Origin of the sequence: Microtetraspora malaysiensis (assembly GCF_050947145.1) — a bacterium.
Lineage (GTDB): Bacteria > Actinomycetota > Actinomycetes > Streptosporangiales > Streptosporangiaceae > Microtetraspora_A > Microtetraspora_A malaysiensis.
Genome location: NZ_CP191998.1, coordinates 8955484 through 8971607, shown reverse-complemented (window position 1 = coordinate 8971607; position 16124 = coordinate 8955484). Strand labels below are relative to the sequence as shown.

15 protein-coding genes are annotated in these 16124 nt (G+C 70.3%); 8 read left to right on the top strand and 7 right to left on the bottom strand.

Annotated elements, in window-relative coordinates; all coding sequences use genetic code 11:
- The first annotated feature begins 86 nt into the window (after positions 1-86).
- From ACQP1V_RS41770 to ACQP1V_RS41755, 4 genes are all read left to right on the top strand, one after another.
- Positions 87-1358 (top strand): nucleotide sugar dehydrogenase, encoded by a 1272-nt coding sequence (locus tag ACQP1V_RS41770; protein WP_387418325.1) that lies wholly within the window; start codon positions 87-89, stop codon positions 1356-1358.
- A 12-nt stretch (positions 1359-1370) separates the two neighbouring features.
- Positions 1371-2459 (top strand): glycosyltransferase, encoded by a 1089-nt coding sequence (locus tag ACQP1V_RS41765; protein WP_387418326.1) that lies wholly within the window; start codon positions 1371-1373, stop codon positions 2457-2459.
- 66 nt (positions 2460-2525) lie between these two features.
- On the top strand, positions 2526-4367 hold the full coding sequence (locus tag ACQP1V_RS41760) for a DUF4434 domain-containing protein (protein WP_433417092.1): 1842 nt from the start codon (positions 2526-2528) through the stop codon (positions 4365-4367).
- Positions 4368-4454: 87 nt separating this feature from the next.
- Positions 4455-5111: an NUDIX hydrolase gene (locus tag ACQP1V_RS41755; RefSeq protein ID WP_067137789.1), complete on the top strand. Its 657-nt coding sequence runs from the start codon at positions 4455-4457 to the stop codon at positions 5109-5111.
- A 420-nt stretch (positions 5112-5531) separates the two neighbouring features.
- On the opposite strand, the gene ACQP1V_RS41750 is transcribed toward ACQP1V_RS41755, so the two are convergent.
- A complete protein-coding gene (locus tag ACQP1V_RS41750; protein ID WP_433417090.1) occupies positions 5532-6203 on the bottom strand; it encodes a class I SAM-dependent methyltransferase in 672 nt (223 codons plus the stop codon).
- A gap of 159 nt (positions 6204-6362) precedes the next feature.
- Positions 6363-7010 (bottom strand): PadR family transcriptional regulator, encoded by a 648-nt coding sequence (locus ACQP1V_RS41745; protein WP_433417087.1) that lies wholly within the window; start codon positions 7008-7010, stop codon positions 6363-6365.
- A gap of 73 nt (positions 7011-7083) precedes the next feature.
- On the opposite strand from ACQP1V_RS41745, the gene ACQP1V_RS41740 reads away from it, so the two are divergent.
- From ACQP1V_RS41740 to hisC, 4 genes are all read left to right on the top strand, one after another.
- A complete protein-coding gene (locus ACQP1V_RS41740) occupies positions 7084-7419 on the top strand; it encodes a YnfA family protein (protein ID WP_066934578.1) in 336 nt (111 codons plus the stop codon).
- Between the two features lie 44 nt (positions 7420-7463).
- A complete protein-coding gene (locus tag ACQP1V_RS41735) occupies positions 7464-7892 on the top strand; it encodes a GNAT family N-acetyltransferase (RefSeq protein ID WP_433417084.1) in 429 nt (142 codons plus the stop codon).
- 146 nt (positions 7893-8038) lie between these two features.
- Entirely contained in the window at positions 8039-8701 is a 663-nt protein-coding gene (locus ACQP1V_RS41730; RefSeq protein ID WP_433417081.1) for a DedA family protein, read from the top strand.
- Between the two features lie 73 nt (positions 8702-8774).
- Positions 8775-9839: a histidinol-phosphate transaminase gene (gene hisC, locus ACQP1V_RS41725; RefSeq protein ID WP_433417078.1), complete on the top strand. Its 1065-nt coding sequence runs from the start codon at positions 8775-8777 to the stop codon at positions 9837-9839.
- Positions 9840-9946: 107 nt separating this feature from the next.
- Here the strand turns inward: hisC and ACQP1V_RS41720 are convergent, their stop codons facing one another.
- The 5 genes from ACQP1V_RS41720 to purD all read right to left on the bottom strand — a co-directional run bounded on the left by ACQP1V_RS41720 (position 9947) and on the right by purD (position 16001).
- The gene (locus ACQP1V_RS41720; protein WP_433417075.1) at positions 9947-10876 is read right to left on the bottom strand and encodes an EamA family transporter; all 930 of its coding nucleotides are present in this window, start codon (positions 10874-10876) and stop codon (positions 9947-9949) included.
- Between the two features lie 31 nt (positions 10877-10907).
- Positions 10908-12194, bottom strand: coding sequence for a transcriptional regulator (locus ACQP1V_RS41715; RefSeq protein ID WP_433417072.1), 1287 nt, complete (start codon positions 12192-12194; stop codon positions 10908-10910).
- A 220-nt stretch (positions 12195-12414) separates the two neighbouring features.
- A complete protein-coding gene (murA, locus tag ACQP1V_RS41710; protein WP_387416396.1) occupies positions 12415-13692 on the bottom strand; it encodes a UDP-N-acetylglucosamine 1-carboxyvinyltransferase in 1278 nt (425 codons plus the stop codon).
- A gap of 93 nt (positions 13693-13785) precedes the next feature.
- Entirely contained in the window at positions 13786-14634 is an 849-nt protein-coding gene (locus ACQP1V_RS41705; protein WP_387416395.1) for a phosphoribosylaminoimidazolesuccinocarboxamide synthase, read from the bottom strand.
- 125 nt (positions 14635-14759) lie between these two features.
- On the bottom strand, positions 14760-16001 hold the full coding sequence (gene purD, locus ACQP1V_RS41700) for a phosphoribosylamine--glycine ligase (protein ID WP_433417069.1): 1242 nt from the start codon (positions 15999-16001) through the stop codon (positions 14760-14762).
- Positions 16002-16124: the final 123 nt, after the last annotated feature.

Below are 16124 nucleotides of genomic sequence, written 5' to 3'. Positions count from 1 at the left end.
CGTATGTGCGGCATCAGGCACCGTTGGTGCTCACTTGAGATAGCCTTTGCCACCATGAAGTGTTGTTTCCGCCCCCAGGTCGCATCGTGAGCGAGCGAACCGGCTTCGACCTCACGGTCATCGGACTGGGATACGTGGGTATGCCGCTGGCCAAAGAGGCCACGGCGGCGGGCCTGCGGGTGGCCGGTCTGGACGTCGACCCCCGCAAGGTCGAGGCGCTGAATGCCGGTCAGTCCTACATCGACGACCTGACCGACGCCGACCTCGACGCGATGCTGGGCGGTGGGTTCACCGCCACCCTGGACGCCTCGGTGCTGGCCGAGTCGCGCACGATCGTCATCTGCGTGCCCACGCCGCTGGACGAGGACCACCGCCCCGACCTGTCGGCCGTCGAGGGCGCGACGCGCGCCGTCGCCCAGCACCTGCGGCCCGGCACCCTGGTCGTGCTGGAGTCCACCACCTGGCCCGGCACCACCGACGAGATCGCGCGGCCGATCCTGGAGAGCGCCGGGCTCGCCGCCGGCACGGACTTCCACCTCGCCTTCTCGCCCGAGCGCATCGACCCGGGCAACACGAAGTACGGCCTGCGCAACACGCCCAAGGTGGTCGGCGGCTACACCGTCGCCTGCCGCGACCGCGCCGTCGCCTTCTACAGCCAGTTCGTGGAGTGGGTCGTCCCCGTCAGCGGCACCCGCGAGGCCGAGATGGCCAAGCTGCTGGAGAACACCTACCGTCACGTCAACATCGCCCTCGTCAACGAGATGGCGATCTTCTGTGACGAGCTCGGGGTCAACCTGTGGGAGGCCATTGAGGCCGCCTCCACGAAGCCGTTCGGCTTCCAGAAGTTCCTGCCCGGCCCCGGCGTCGGCGGGCACTGCATCCCGGTCGATCCGTCGTACCTCTCCTACACGGTCCGCAAGCTCGGCTACCCCTTCCGGTTCGTCGAGCTGGCCCAGGAGATCAACGAGCGGATGCCGTCGTACGTCGTGGCTCGCGCGCAGCGGCTGCTCAACCGCGCCCGCAAGCCGGTGAACGGCTCCCGGGTGCTGCTGCTCGGCGTCACCTACAAGCCCGACATCGCCGACGAGCGGGAGACCCCCGCCGTGCCCGTCGCCGAGGCGCTCCTCGAACTCGGCGCCGAGATCGTGTTCTGCGATCCGCACGTCAAGGAGTGGGCGGTCAAGGGCAACCAGATTCCCCGGGCGGACGACCTGGCCGCGGCGGTGGCCGACGCCGACGTCACGCTGCTGCTGCAGCAGCACTCGGCGTTCGACCTCGGCGTGGTGGAGGAACGGGCCCAGCTTGTGCTCGATACTCGCGGCGTTCTGGCCACGAGCGATCGCGTCGAGCGACTGTAGGAGGGTCCGCGCGTGCACGTGCTCGTCATGACGGTGGTGCATCACCCCGAGGACGCCCGGATCCTGCACCGCCAGATCCGCGCGCTCGTCGACGCCGGTCATGAGGTCACGTATGCCGCGCCGTACTCTGCGCGCGGGGTCGTCCCACGGTCCTGGGTCAACGGGGTGGATCTGCCGCGCGCCGCCGAGCGGCGTAGGCTCACGGCGGTCCGGGCCGCCCGCAAGCTGTTCAAGAGCATGCGAGACAAGATCGACCTCGCGCTCATCCACGACCCGGAGCTGCTGCTCGCCGTCGTCGGCGTACGCGGCCGCCCGCCGGTCGTCTGGGACGTCCACGAGGACACCCCGGCCACGCTCTCCCTGAAGCCGTGGCTGCCCGCGTTCTTACGTCCGCCCACCCGGTTCCTCGCCCGGATGCTCGAAGGGGCCGCGGAACGCCGCCTGCGCCTGCTGCTCGCCGAGACGGCCTACGCGGGACGCTTCAAGCAGACGCACCTCGTCGTGCCCAACGAGACCTGGGTCCCCGACACCGTCAGCGCCCCCGGCGACGACCGGGTGGTCTACCTCGGCTGGCTGTCCGAGGCGCGCGGTGTACGCGAGGCCGTCGAGGTGGGCCGGCTGCTCCAGCCGTACCGGGTGGTCGTCGAGCTCATCGGCTACGCCGACCCGCAGAGCCGTCCGCTGCTGAACCAGGCGGTCGCCGAGGGCGTGCTCGAATGGCGCGACTTCATGCCCAACGACGAGGCGCTCAAGCGGCTGGACGGCGCGCTCGCCGGCCTCTCGCTCCTGCACGACGAGCCCAACTACCGGCACTCCATGCCCACCAAGATCGTGGAGTACATGGCGCACGGCATCCCCGTGATCACCACGCCGTCCCCGCGCGCGGTCGATCTGGTCGAGCGCTACCGCTCCGGCCTCGTCGTCCCGTGGCAGGACCCGCAGGCGGTGGCCCGGGCCGTCCTCTTCCTCCGGGACAACGCGGCGGAGCGGCACGCCATCGGCGGCCGTGGCTACGCGGCCGCGCGGGCCAACCATCACTGGCCGAACTCCGCCCGCCGCTTCGTCACCCAGCTCGAAGAGTGGGCGGGCGTCCGGCGCTGACCGTCCCCGCCGACGGGCGGATTCGATTTATCCGGTCCTGAAACGATGGGCGGTAGTGTCCTGAAGGTGCGCTGGCTCACATTGCTCCTGGGCGTCGCGATTCTCGCCGGTGTCGCCTCCGTAGTGATCGTCATGCGGCACGACCAGCCCTCCTCCAAGGTCGCCGGAGTCGGCCGCACCACGCCCGCGACCCCGCCGGGCTCCCCGGGACCGCTCACCCCGACGGCCAGCGCGTTCACCGACCCCTGCGGCACGTTCGACACCACGACACCCGCGCCGTACGCGGTGAGCGGGTACTGGCTCGTGCCGACGGCAGACCGCTGCACCTGGCGGCGCCAGCTTCAGGCCATCCACAAGGTCGGCGGCGACACCGTGGTCCGGCTCGGCTTCGGCCTGTCGCCGCGCCAGGTGAACTACCAGACCGGCGAAATCAGGGACAAGAACAGTGAGGGCCCCGACACGCGGTACGCCACCTGCGTGGAGGACGGCGTCCCCTGCGTGAAGGCGGCCGAGAAGGACCTCCAGGCGGCCAACCCCGGCAACCGGATCACCTGGACGTACGTCTACCGCACCGACGAGCAGTACGGCGACGGGATCTTCCGCTGCCCCACGATGGAACGGAAGATCGTCGTCGGCAAGTCCGTGTTCTACCGGCTGGTCGCCCCCGATGACGGTTCCGACGACGCGACCTGCGACTTCTCGTCCAAGGGGCGCAACTATCATGTGATCATCGTGTCGGCCGGAGCCGAGGACAGCCTGACCGAGTTGCTGGACCTCGGAGACCGGTTCGGCATCCAGGTCTTCCCCGCGCTGCCGCTCGCCCCGCGCGACCCCGCCAACAGCACCCGGGCCGACCCGCGCCACATCGGCACGCTGACCACCCTCACCCGGCGCATCGTGCAGGACTACGGCGCCCGGTTCGCCGACCGGCAGTCACTCGGCGGCGTCTACCAGCCGTTCGAACTGCAACTTCGCGACTGGCCCGACCCGTCCAAGGTCCAGACCCTCACGGTCTACGCCGAGCAGCACCGCATCGTCGAGCAGGAGCTGCCGGGCAAGCCCATCCTGATCAGCCCGTACATCGACGGCCGCCGCAACCAGAAGTTCACCGCCACGCCGAAGCAGGTGGCCAAGGGCTTCAAGGACCTTGCCAAGACCGGGGTGGAGATCATCGCCCCGCAGGACGGCCGGGGCACCGGCAAGGTCGGCCTCTTCTGGCCCAACTGGAAGAACAAGCAGGTCGACGACCAGCTCAAGATCGTTAACGGCGTGGGCGACAGCACGTACGCGGCCGCGTACTACGGCGGCACGCGCGACTACTACCGGGAGATGGCGCAGGCGAGGGAGGAACTCGCCTCCGAAGGCGTACAGGTCCAGCTCTGGGCCAACGTGGAGGCGTTCGAGCCGTCCACGCCGGAGCAGTCGGGCACCCCGAAGTGCGGCAGCCAGGTCCGCAGCCGTACCACCAAGCCCCGCCTCGACACCCAGGTGACGCTGGCCGGCCCGTACGTGTCGAAAGTCATCTCGTACATGTGGAGCGACTTCTTCACCTGCGGCTCGCCGTCGCTGTCCGAGGAGATCATCCAGGACTGGGACCGCCCGATCGCCGTCCAGGCGGTCCGGCAGGCCCGGCAGATCCAGGAGGGCCTGGAGGTCCGCGGCTACCACCTAGCCTCGGCCAAGGTCACGCTGAGCTGGCCCGGCATCGACACCCCCCGGGTCGTCGACTCGGCCGCGGCCGGCTGGCACGACACCACCCCGATCGAGAACCTCCCGTACGGAATCGAGAAGGTCTGGATCCCGGTCGACTGGGCGACGGTGCCGGCGGACGTGTGGGTCCGCGTCGAGGTGAGCTCCCCTGACGGCCGCAAGGCCGCCGAGCCCGTCTACTACAAGAACGCCGGCTGAGGCCGGGGCCCGCCGCGTCTGATCCGGGCGTCTCCGTGATCGAATGGAGGGATACCGGGGTGGGTGCGTTCAGGTAGCGTTCTGTACATGATCCCGCGTATCCCCGTCAGCGTGGATCTCGTCGTGCTCACGGTGAGGTCGCAGGCGCTCTGCGCGCTGGTCTGGCGGCGGGACAGGCCCCCGTACGAAGGATGCTGGGCGCTGTCCGGGGGGTTCATCCAGCTCGACGAGGACCTTCCGGCCGCCGCCGCCCGGGTGCTCGCGGAGCGCGCCGGGCTTCCGGGCGCCCCCGTCCATCTGGAGCAGCTCCAGACGTACGGGTATCCGGACCGCGACCCCCGGCAGCGCGTGGTCAGCGTGGCCTATCTGGGGCTCGCGCCCGATCTGCCGGCCTCGACCGAAGCGCACATGAGCTGGCAGTCGGTCGACTCGCTGACCCGCATGGCGTTCGACCACCGGCGCATCATGCTCGACGGCATCGAGCGGGCCAGGGCCAAGCTGGAGTACAGCCCGCTGGGCGCCGCGTTCTGCCCGCCCCAGTTCACGGTGGCGGAGCTGCGCCGCGTGTACGAGATCGTGTGGGGCAGGCCCCTGGATCCGCGCAACTTCCACCGCAAGGTCACCAAGACCGAGGGCTTCCTGATCCCCACGGGCGAGACCACCACCCGTGACGGGGGACGTCCGGCGATGCTCTACCGGCGCGGCCCCGCCCTCGTCCTGCACCCGCCGATGCTCCGCATCTAGTGCCGTGACCGGCAAGGTTTGCCCGGACGGAGCGGTGTCCAGGGTGGTGCATCGCAAGGCGGAGGAGGAGGCCGTAGCGGAGCCTACGGCCGACAATCCCGGGCCCCGCGGAAAGTCCGAGCTTGCGAGGACTTTTCGTGGGTGGGGCGTCAACGCCGCGAGGTGCCGCCCTGGGCGACGCGACGGGGCAAAGATTGGCGGGAGGGGCACTAGGCATTGCGACCAGGAGCGTCCGGAAAGCAGCCCGAAATGCCGCGGGCCGTGAGCTCGCCCGAGGCGATCGATGTGGGACGACACCGCGGCGTATCTCGCCGGATCAGACACGCGCAGGGCGACCGTGCTGTGCGGCACGGCCGCCCTTGGGCCCTCGATTCGATCATTGAGGCGCCCCTTGCCATCCGGCGAGAGACACCTGAGGGATCAGGCGGGTTTGGTCAGCCGGACCTCAAGGGTGATGCCGTCGGCCCGGACGTCGCAGGTGCGGAAGGTGCTCTCGGCGGCGAGATGCTCGAACTGGGCCCGTGAGTAGGCGCGGCGTTTGAGCATTGTCAGCGGCACTCTGGTCAGTACGGAGTTCAGCCGGTTGAGCTCCATCCTCCTGACCTCCTCACCGATGTCGGCCCCGGACGCGTCCCGGTTCAGGTCGTGGATCACCGCCGTGCCGCCGTCCCGGAGGACCCGGTGCATCTCGTTCATGGCGCGGACGGGCCGTCCGAAGTTCTTGAAGGCGGCCTGGCAGACGACCAGGTCGAAGGACGCGTCGTCGAAGGGCAGGTCGGCGGCGTCGCCCTGCTCGATCCGGACGGACACGCCGGCGCGGCGGGCCCGCTCGCTCGCGATCTCCACGAACGTGTGGCTCATGTCGAGCCCGGTCACCTCGAACCCGAGCCGCGCCATCTCGACGGCCAGGTAGCCGGGCCCCGGGGCCACCTCCAGTACGGCGGCTCCGCCGGGCAGGATCGCCGCGAGCTGCGCGGCGTATCGCCGGACGGCGGCAACTTGGGGGGCCGAGCCGCGCTGGCGGGCGTACCAGCGCGCCATCGCTCCCTCGATCCCCAGGGCCTGGGAGCGGGTGGTGTGTGTCTTCTCCATGTTCCCTCCGGTTTCGGATGTTCTTCCGAACCGGCCCGGGAAAGAGCCCGACTATTCTTACCGGTGCCACCTCGTGGCCGGGCTGCGTTCCGCAGGTTCGGTTCGAGGGCTCCCCGGCGGTCGTGTTGGCGCACGCCGCCGGGGTCGTCTTTTTCGGGGTCAGTCCGTGACGGCGCCCCTTTCCGCGAGTTCGGCGATCTCGGGCGGCCGCCGGCCCTTCTCGTGCCAGTCGCGCCACAGCACGAGGTCGGGAAACGCCCCGGAGGCGAGTTCGTCGAGCAGGGACCGGGTCCAGGCCAGCTCGGCCTCCCGGATGGCGAGGTCGTACTCCGCCTCCACGAGGAACAGCCGGGGGACCTCCCGGAGATACGCGGCCAGCGACTCCCGCTGTCCGGCGACCTCTGCCTCCAGCAGGCCCACGCGCCGCCGGAGCAGGCTCGTCACCTCGTCGGGCGGGAGTACCCCACAGACAGAGAGCGCGGCCTCGAACTTCGGCTGCTCCCGCTCCGGTGTCGCGAGAAGGTCCCGGACCCAGTCGGCCAGTTCCGCGCGCCCGGCCTCGGTGATGCGGTAGATCGTGCGCTCGGGGTGCCCGCGGTCGCGGACGCTGTCGGTCACTTCGAGGAATCCGTGCTTCTCCAAGTTGCGCACGACCGTGTAGAGCGAGCCCCACTTGACGTCCATGTCCCGGTCCTTGCCGCGGGCGCGCATCAGGGAGGCCATCTCGTACGGGTGCATCGGCCTTTCCACGACCGTCGCGAGCACGGCCAGGCCGAGCATGTTGTTCACTTTGCGGCGTTTGGCCACTCGGCACCCCCTGCTACTCGTACACGAGTATGCGTCTGCGAGTATCACGGCACAACGCATAGAGTCCACCGACATGACCGTCGTGCGTTCTGTGCTCCTGTTCGTCCTGGCCGCGGTGCTGGAGATCGGTGGAGCCTGGCTGGTATGGCAGGGCACCCGCGAGAGCCGCGGCTGGGCGTGGATCGGCGCCGGAGTGATCGCGCTCGGCCTGTACGGATTTGTCGCCACGCTCCAGCAGGACGCCAACTTCGGGCGCATCCTGGCGGCGTACGGCGGGGTGTTCGTGGCGGGCTCGCTCGCGTGGGGTATGGCGATGGACGGCTATCGGCCGGACCGGTTCGACGTCATCGGAGCCCTGATCTGCCTCGCCGGGGTCGCTGTGATCATGTACGCGCCGCGAGGCGGCTGACGCCGAAAACCCGGCAACCGACCGCTTTGTTAGGTTTGTCCGCTATGGGGACAGCCCGGGTGACGATCAGGTACGGCGGACGGGACGACGTCGAGGCGGTGCTCCGCTTCTGGGCCGAGGCGGCCGAGGGCACCGATCGGCACGATGACGCGGACAAGGTCGTCCAGCTCGTCGGGCGTGACCCGGAGGCGCTGCTGATCGCCGAAATCGACGGGACGCTGGTCGGCACGCTCGTCGCCGGGTGGGACGGCTGGCGGGCCCATCTCTACCGGCTCGCCGTGGACCCCGGGCACCGGCGCATGGGCATCGGCTCCCGCCTGATCGAGGCGGCGGAGGACCGGTTCCGGACGTTCGGGGCCTTCCGCGCGGACGCGATGGTCCTGCACGACAACGAGCTCGCCCATCGGGCCTGGTCGGCGTCCGGCTACGGGCCGCAGCCCCAGTGGGGCCGCTGGGTGAAGCACCTGTGCTGAAAGGTGGGGACATTCCCGCGGCGTCCCCCGCGCGGGTCTCGTCCGGGTCCGTACGGTCTTACACGGGGTGGCACTGAGGCAAGACCGCGCCAGGTCCGCGGGCTTCGTCAGGGGTGGACCGGCGCCCGGTTCTTAGCGTTGGCCACGTGATCGAGACGACGGACGGCCTCGCCGCGTGGGCGATGCACATCATGGAGAAGCTGGGCGGTCCGGGGGCCGGGTTGGCGATCGCGCTGGAGAACCTGTTCCCGCCGCTGCCGAGCGAGGTGATCCTGCCGCTGGCCGGGTTCACCGCGAGCCGGGGCGACCTCAGCCTCGCCGGGGCGATCTTCTGGACCACGTGCGGCTCCCTGGCGGGGGCGGTGATCCTGTACCTGCTCGGGATGCTGCTCGGCGCCGACCGGATCCGGCTGATCGCCGCCAAGATGCCGTTGTTGAGGGTCTCCGACATCGACCGTACGGAGGCCTGGTTCTATCGCCACGGCGGCAAGGCCGTGTTCCTGGGCCGGATGGTGCCGATCTTCCGCAGCCTGATCTCCATCCCCGCCGGGATAGAGCGAATGCGGCCGGCGGTCTTCCTGGCGTACACCACGCTCGGCAGCCTGATCTGGAACTGCACGTTCGTGCTGGCGGGTTACGAGCTCGGCGAGAACTGGTGGATCGTCCAGGACTACGTGGACGTGTACTCCAAGGGAGTGCTTGTCCTGGTTGTCGTGGTCATATTGGTCTTCGTGACGGTTCGGGGGGTCTCCTCGTGGCGGGGACGCCGCCGGCTCGATGACGACGGCGAGGCAGGGGCCGACTCCTGACGCGGTGCCGGGCAGTACCCCGCTCTCAGTAGGGTTAATGCTGCACAAAGGCACAGATTTGAGGAGGACGAGCATGACGACGCCGCGCTTCCGGGCCGTACTCGACACCATGCCCGCGTACAAGGCGGGCAAGGTCGTCGTCGGGCCTGACGGCAAGTCGTTCAAGCTGTCCTCGAACGAGAGCCCGTTCGGGCCGCTGCCGAGCGTGCGCGAGGCGATCGCCGAGGCGGCCGCGGAGATCCACCGCTACCCGGACCCGGCCTCGGTCGCGCTCACAGAGGCGCTCGCCGAGCGGTTCGCGGTGCCGTGTGAGCACGTCGCGCTCGGCGCGGGCTCGGTGACGCTGGCGCAGCAGCTCTTCGAGACCGTCGGAGAGCCGGGCGCCGAGGTGATCTACGCGTGGCGGTCCTTCGAGGCGTATCCGCTGCTCGCCGACCTGTCCGGGGCGACCTCGGTCCAGGTGCCGCTCAAGGACGAGGCGCACGACCTCGACGCGATGGCGGAGGCGATCACCGACGCCACCCGCATGATCTTCGTCTGCAACCCGAACAACCCGACCGGCACGGTCAAGCGCACGGCCGAGCTGGTGGAGTTCCTCGACCGCGTCCCGAGTGACGTGCTGGTGATCCTCGACGAGGCCTACTGCGAGTACGTCCGCGACGAGGACGTCCCCGACGGCCTGGCGCTCTACCGCGACCGCCCCAACGTCGCCGTACTGCGCACGTTCTCCAAGGCGTACGGGCTGGCCGGGCTGCGGGTGGGCTACCTGATCGGGCACGAGCCCGTGGTCGCCGCCGCGCGCAAGACCATGGTGCCGTTCGCGATCAACCGCCTCGCGCAGGTCGCCGCCGTCGCGTCCCTCAAGGCGGAGGGCGAGCTGCTGGAGCGGGTCGAGGCCGTGGTGAAGGAACGTGCCCGGGTCAGGGAGACGCTGATCGCCCAGGGGTGGACGATCCCGCCCACCGAGGCCAACTTCGTGTGGATGCGCCTCGGCGACCGGAGCTCCGCGTTCGCCGAGCTCTGCGCCGGGTACGGCGTGGCCGTGCGGCCCTTCGGCGCCGAAGGCGTCCGGATCTCGATCGGCGACCGGGAGGCCAACGACGCCTTCCTCGCCGCCGCCGAGGCGTTCGGCGCCTGACGCGGCACCTGAGAGGCGCCCAGGAGGCGCCGAGGATCGCTGAGAGGCGCCAGAGGGACGCCGGGGGACAGGCGGGCGGGGCCCCACACCCCGCCGCCGCCCATCGATCAGCTCGGCGCCGTTTCCACCTCGGGCACGGCCTGGGCGGCCCGGCTACGGCGCTCGGTGGACACCACCAAAGCGACGCCGATCACGATCAGGCCGCCGGCGCCGAGCATGGCCGCCGTGACGCTCTCCCCGACCACGGCCACCCCGAGCAGGACCGCCACGACCGGGTTCACGTACGCGTACGTGGACACGAGCGAGATGGGCGCGTTGCCGAGCAGCCAGACGTACGACGTGAAGCCGATCAGCGAGCCCACCAGGATCAGGTAGGCGAGCGCCGCCCAGGACCGGCCGCTGACGGCGGCCAGGTCCAGGCGCTCGCCCAGGCCGGTGCCGATGATCAGCAGACCGACGCCGCCGACGGCCATCTCCACCGTGCTCGCCGCGAACGGGTCACGCGGCATGGGGATGCGCCCCGACAGGAAGGAGCCGATCGACCACGACAGCGACGCCACCAGGATGATGACCACGCCGACGGAGTCCGATCCGGTGCCGCCGCCCAGCGAGATCCCCGCCACGCCGACGAACCCGATGAACACTCCGGCGAGCGTGAGCGCCTGCGGCCGGTCGCGGAACACCGTACGCAGCATGACCAGCCAGAGCGGGACCGACGCGACCAGGAGGGCCGCCAGCCCGCTGCCGATGTGCTGCTCGGCCACCGCGACCATGCCGTTCCCGGCGGTCAGCAGCAGCAGGCCGACCAGGGCGGCCCCGCCCAGTTCCCGTCCGGTGACGCGGAACGGCTCCCGCCCCTTGCGGAGCAGCAGCACCACGCCGAGGATCAGCGCGGCCGCGATGAAGCGCAGGCCGCCGCTCACCATGCTGGGCAGGGTCTCGATGGCGATGCGGATGCCTAGGTACGTCGATCCCCACACGATGTAGACCGTCGCCAACGCCAGCCAGACCCGCATGCCATGAGTGTTCTTCCCCATGGCTCCTTACAATAGCGGGGCGCATCCTGACTCAGCGGTTGAGTTTCTCCACGATGAGCCGGTAGAGCTGGCGCGGCCGTCCGGGGGCGGGTGTCCGGTTCGGCGGAAGCGGCCACGCGAGTCCCTCGTCGACCAACGTGCGCAGCAACCGCCGGGCCGTGCGCGGCGTCACGCCGAGCATCTTGCCCGCACTCTCGGCGTCCACCACGGTGTCGCCGCCCTCCAGTTTGGCCGCGAGGCGCGCGAGCACCTCGACGCCCTTCGGCTTGGCCGCCCCGGCCGCGTTCGGAGGCATCCTAGGCGCCGGCACCAGCGCGCGGCCCTCCCGGTCCACCGCGAAGCCCTGGGAGTTCTTGGCCCCCTGGCTGCGCCCCAGCGCGCCCCGGGCGTGCGTCTCCGCGTCGTGCGTCGTCCGGCCCATGCCGACCCCGACCTCGACGGCCAGGCCCAGCTCGTCCCTGATCTTGGCCGCGAACGGCAGCACCCGGAACCCGTCCGTCGCGGCCGCGATCGAGCCGCGCGAGGCCACCACCAGGTAGCTGTGGTCGTCGATCGGCCACACGCTGGAGTTCATCCGGTTGGCCTCCTGGACGAGCAGGCGGTGCAGCGACAGCCGTAACTCGTCCCGCCAGTAGCGGGGCGCGGCCCGCCGTACCGGCTCACGCAGCGTGGGAACCTCCACCAGCACGACCGTGAGTTGCGACTCCTCCAGCCGATGGTGCGCTCCAAGAAGTGCCGCAGTGTGTAGCGCCGTACGGATCGCGGCCGAGGTCGGGCGGATCCCCACGACGGGCAGGCCGGCGGCGGCCAGCCGCTCGGCGACGCCCGGAACGCAGGTGAGCGCCCCCGTGGACGCCCCCTGCCGGATCAGGCGCTCGTGGAACGCGGCAATCGCGCCGACGGCTCCAGGCTCGTCGCGGCAGTGCACCTCCTCCGAGGGCAGGCCGAGATCGGTGTACGCCTCGTCGATCTCCGCGCGGCTGAGCACGTCCACGCTCACCCGCCGGGGGTCGATCCGCTCGTCCATCGCAGCTTGGGCGATCGCGGCGGACAGGGCCGCGCCGCCCAGTTGCACGAACGTTGCGGGCATCGTGAGCACCCCGGCGCGCCGGGCGATCTCGTACGGCGCGGGGCTGGAGAACAGGCAGGCATCCACGTTCGGGCCGAGGCGGGTCACCTTGTCGGCCGCCTCCTGTTCGTCCCGATAGGCCGCCGCCACCAGGCGGCACGGCACAGGCGCGGCCGCATGACCCATGAGCATCACTCGCTCGACAAGATCATGCGGCCCCACCACACCGATAGTGAGATCCGGCGTCATCGTGCCCACTCGTGACCCGCGCGGATTCTCTTCCGTGCGCTCGACCAATGTCTGTCCCATCCGTGACCGTTTCCAAATTCGTTGAAGCTCTCTTTGAAACGATCGCGTCTGGCGGCCGTAATGTCACGCCCAAATTCGCCGGAATTCCGTTCTGCATAGTGGCCGGATGTGGCCAATCAGAAGGTCTCGCCAGCTCAGGTGGGTAAAATTGACCCCTGGATCAGTCGGTGGCCAAAGAGGAAATCTGGCGTTCCACATCTGCCCCGAGCGCCTGCATACGCTGCGCGAGATGGGCGTGACCGCGGTCGATGAGATAACCGGAGTCGATTGTCGTCTCGCCTTCGGCGCAGAGCCCGGCGAGCACGAGCGCGATGCCCGACCGGAGATCGTGCGCGGTGACCTCGGTGCCGCGCAGCGGCGTCGGGCCGTGCACGACGGCACGGCTGTCGTCGACCTCGATGTTGGCGCCCATCTTGTTCAGCTCGCCGGCGAGCGCGAAACGCCCGTCGAAGATCCGCTCGTGGATGTAGCTGGAGCCGTCGGCCAGGCACGCGACCGTCATCAACGGCGACTGCAGGTCGGTGGCGAAGCCCGGGTAGGTGTCGGTGATCACGTTGATCGGCCGCAGCGGACGGTCCCTGCGGACGTTCAGCACCGCGCCGTCGGTGGCGAACTCGACGCCCATCTGCTCCAGCTTCCAGCGGACCACGCCGAGGTGCTCAAGAGAGGCGCCGACCAGGTTGACCTCGCCGCCGGTGATCGCGGCGGCCATCGCGAAGACGCCGGCGTCCAGCCGGTCGGGCATCACGGTGTGCTCGACCGCGGACAGCTCGGAGACACCCTCGACGGTGATGAAGCCGGTGCCGCCGCCCTGGATCCGCGCGCCCATCCGGGAGAGCATGACGATGACGTCGAGCACCTCGGGCTCGAGGGCCGCGTTCTCGATCACGGTGGTGCCCCCGGCGAGGGCGGCCGCCATGATCAGGTTCTCGGTGCCGGTGTGCGAGGGGGTGTCCAGGTACAGCGGGGCGCCGACCAGGCCGGCCGCCTTGATGTGGATGACCGACTCACCCTCGTCCACCACCGCGCCGAGACGCTTGTAGCCGAGGTAGTGGAAGTCCAGGTTCCGGCTGCCGAGGTTGCAGCCGCCCACACCCTCGATGATCGCCTCGCCCAGCCGGTGCAGCAGGGCCGGGACGAACAGCACCGAGCCGCGGAAGCGGCGCGCGATCTCCGCCGGCAGCACCGGGCTGGTGAGCTGGGACGCGTCGATGACCAGCGTCCGCTCGGCCTCGTGGAACTGCACCTTGGCGCCGACCGCCTGGGCCAGCTCGACGGCGCGGCGAACGTCCTCGATCACGGGCACGTTACGCAGTACCGTCTGGCCCTCCGCCGCGAGGAGAGCCGCGCCGATCATGGGGAGCACGGCGTTCTTCGCCCCCTGGATGAAGGCGGTTCCGCGCAGTACGTTGCCTCCGCGCACGCGGTAACGGACCATCGATGAGACTCCTAAATCAAAGGTGGGGAACTCGCATGACGCGGCGGCCGAGAGTGACCAGAGTAGCCGCTGGGACAGGCGTTTTTAGGGGAACTACCCGCGGAAGTCGCGGCCGGTCAGCCGCTCGTACGCTTCCACGTACCGTTGCCGGGTGCGCTCGACGATCTCGTCGGGAAGGGGCGGCGGCGGCTCGTCCGACGACCGGTCCCAGCCGGACTCGGGGGAGGTCAGCCAGTTGCGGACGAACTGCTTGTCGAACGACGGCTGAGGCCGGCCCGGCTGCCACTCCTCAAGCGGCCAGAAGCGGGAGGAGTCGGGGGTGAGCACCTCGTCGCCGAGGACGAGCCCGCCGTCGGCGTCCCAGCCGAGCTCGATCTTCGTGTCGGCCAGGATGATGCCGCGCTCACGGGCGATCTCGGCACCACGCACGTAAACGTCGAGCGTGATCTGCCGCAGCCGCTCCGCGACGTCCGCCCCGACCTCCTCGACGACCTGGTCGTACGTCATCGGCTGGTCGTGCTGGCCGATAGGGGCCTTGGTCGACGGCGTGAAGATCGCCTCGGGCAGCTGGGAACCGTCGGTCAGCCCGGCGGGGAGTGAAACACCCGAGACCACGCCCTCACGGCGGTAGTCGATCAGTCCGGACCCGGTCAGGTAACCGCGCGCCACGCACTCCACCGGGACCATCCGCAGCTTGCGGCACAGGACGGCGCGGCCGGCGAACTCGGCGGGCACGTCAGTCGAGACCACGTGGTTGGGGACCACGTCCGCGAGTTGCTCGAACCACCACAGCGAGAGCTGGGTGAGGATCACGCCCTTGTCGGGGATGTCGGGCGTCAGAACATGGTCGAACGCCGAGATCCGGTCTGAGGCCACCATCAGGAGCAGCCCGTCGTCGGTCTCGTACAGATCGCGGACCTTGCCGGAGTGGAGGTGCTTCACTATGCCATTTTGTCAGTGGTTCAGACCTCTTTGCCGACCGCCCCAAACCTTCGCGCCCGCGGCGGCCGATCGGGCCCGTTCCGGCCGGACGCCGACGCGCGTCCGGCCGGAGGAGGACCCGGTTCCTACGCCTCGACGGCGCGTAGCGCGATGTCAGAGCGGTGGTGCGAGCCGCGCATCCGGATGTGCCCGGCCAGCTCGTACGCGCGTGAGCGCGCCTCGGCGAGGTCGCGTCCGGTGCCGACCACGCTCAGCACCCGGCCGCCGTTGGAGACGATCCGCCCCTCGGCGTCCAACGCCGTCCCCGCGTGCAACACGTACGCCCCGGGCACCTCCGCGTCGAGGCCCTCGATCACGTCGCCCTTGACCGGATCGGCCGGATAGTTCTCCGCCGCGACGACCACGGTCACCGCTGCGCCGTCGCGCCAGCGGAGCGGGCCGTGCCCGGCCAGCTCGCCCTTGGCACAGGCCAGCAGCAGCCCTGCGAGCGGCGTCTCCAGCCGGTCCAGCACGACCTGCGTCTCCGGGTCGCCGAACCGCGCGTTGAACTCGATGACCCGCGGCCCCTTCGACGTGAGCGCCAGGCCCGCGTAGAGCACACCCGTGTACGGCGTGCCGCGCGCGGCCAACTCGGCCACCGTGGGCCGCACGACCTCGGACATCACCTGCTCGGTCAGACCCTCCGGAGCCCACGGGAGCGGCGTGTACGCCCCCATCCCGCCCGTGTTGGGACCCGTGTCGCCGTCCCCGGCGCGCTTGAAGTCCTGCGCGGGCTGGAGCGGCACGGCCGTCTCGCCGTCGCACAGCGCGAACAGCGACACCTCGGGGCCGTCCAGGTACTCCTCGATGACGACCCGCTCGCACGCCGCGGCGTGCGCGAGCGCCTGGTCCCGGTCATCGGTCACCACCACGCCCTTGCCCGCGGCCAGGCCGTCGTCCTTCACGACGTACGGCGGGCCGAACTCGTCCAGCGCGGCCGCCGCCTCGTCCGGCGTCGTGCAGGTGAACGCACGGGCGGTCGGCACCCCGGCGGCCGTCATGACGTCCTTGGCGAAGGACTTGGACCCCTCGATCGCGGCCGGCTCCCGCGACGGGCCGAAGCACGGGATCCCGGCGGCCCGCACCGCGTCGGCGACCCCCGAGACCAGCGGCGCCTCCGGGCCGATCACCACGAGATCGGCCCCCAGCGAGACCGCGAGCTCCGACACCGCGGCGCCGTCGGTCGGCGTCACCGAGTGCAGTGTCGCCACCTGAGCGATCCCGGCGTTGCCGGGGGCGCAGTGGACTTCCGAGACGGAGGGGTCGAGCCGCAGGCCCCGGCACAGGGCATGCTCACGACCACCGGATCCAATGACTAGAACGCGCACCCGGCGAGTCTATTTGCGCTCGCTTCGCTCGCGCGGGCTAGGTGCGCCTTCAGTCGATGTCTTCCCTCGTCGCTCGGAGTCGCTGTGCTTAATTGCCTCGCTCCGCTCGGCGGTTCGGGGCGC

What these genes read in the sequence shown, in the direction of transcription:
- murA (WP_387416396.1), bottom strand. Translation starts at nt 13,692, where the DNA reads ATGGTCCGTTACCGCGTGCGCGGAGGCAACGTACTGCGCGGAACCGCC.
- ACQP1V_RS41735 (WP_433417084.1), top strand. Translation starts at nt 7,464, where the DNA reads ATGGGGACAGCCCGGGTGACGATCAGGTACGGCGGACGGGACGACGTC.
- hisC (WP_433417078.1), top strand. Translation starts at nt 8,775, where the DNA reads ATGACGACGCCGCGCTTCCGGGCCGTACTCGACACCATGCCCGCGTAC.
- ACQP1V_RS41750 (WP_433417090.1), bottom strand. Translation starts at nt 6,203, where the DNA reads ATGGAGAAGACACACACCACCCGCTCCCAGGCCCTGGGGATCGAGGGA.
- ACQP1V_RS41715 (WP_433417072.1), bottom strand. Translation starts at nt 12,194, where the DNA reads ATGACGCCGGATCTCACTATCGGTGTGGTGGGGCCGCATGATCTTGTC.
- ACQP1V_RS41755 (WP_067137789.1), top strand. Translation starts at nt 4,455, where the DNA reads ATGATCCCGCGTATCCCCGTCAGCGTGGATCTCGTCGTGCTCACGGTG.
- ACQP1V_RS41720 (WP_433417075.1), bottom strand. Translation starts at nt 10,876, where the DNA reads ATGGGGAAGAACACTCATGGCATGCGGGTCTGGCTGGCGTTGGCGACG.
- ACQP1V_RS41740 (WP_066934578.1), top strand. Translation starts at nt 7,084, where the DNA reads ATGACCGTCGTGCGTTCTGTGCTCCTGTTCGTCCTGGCCGCGGTGCTG.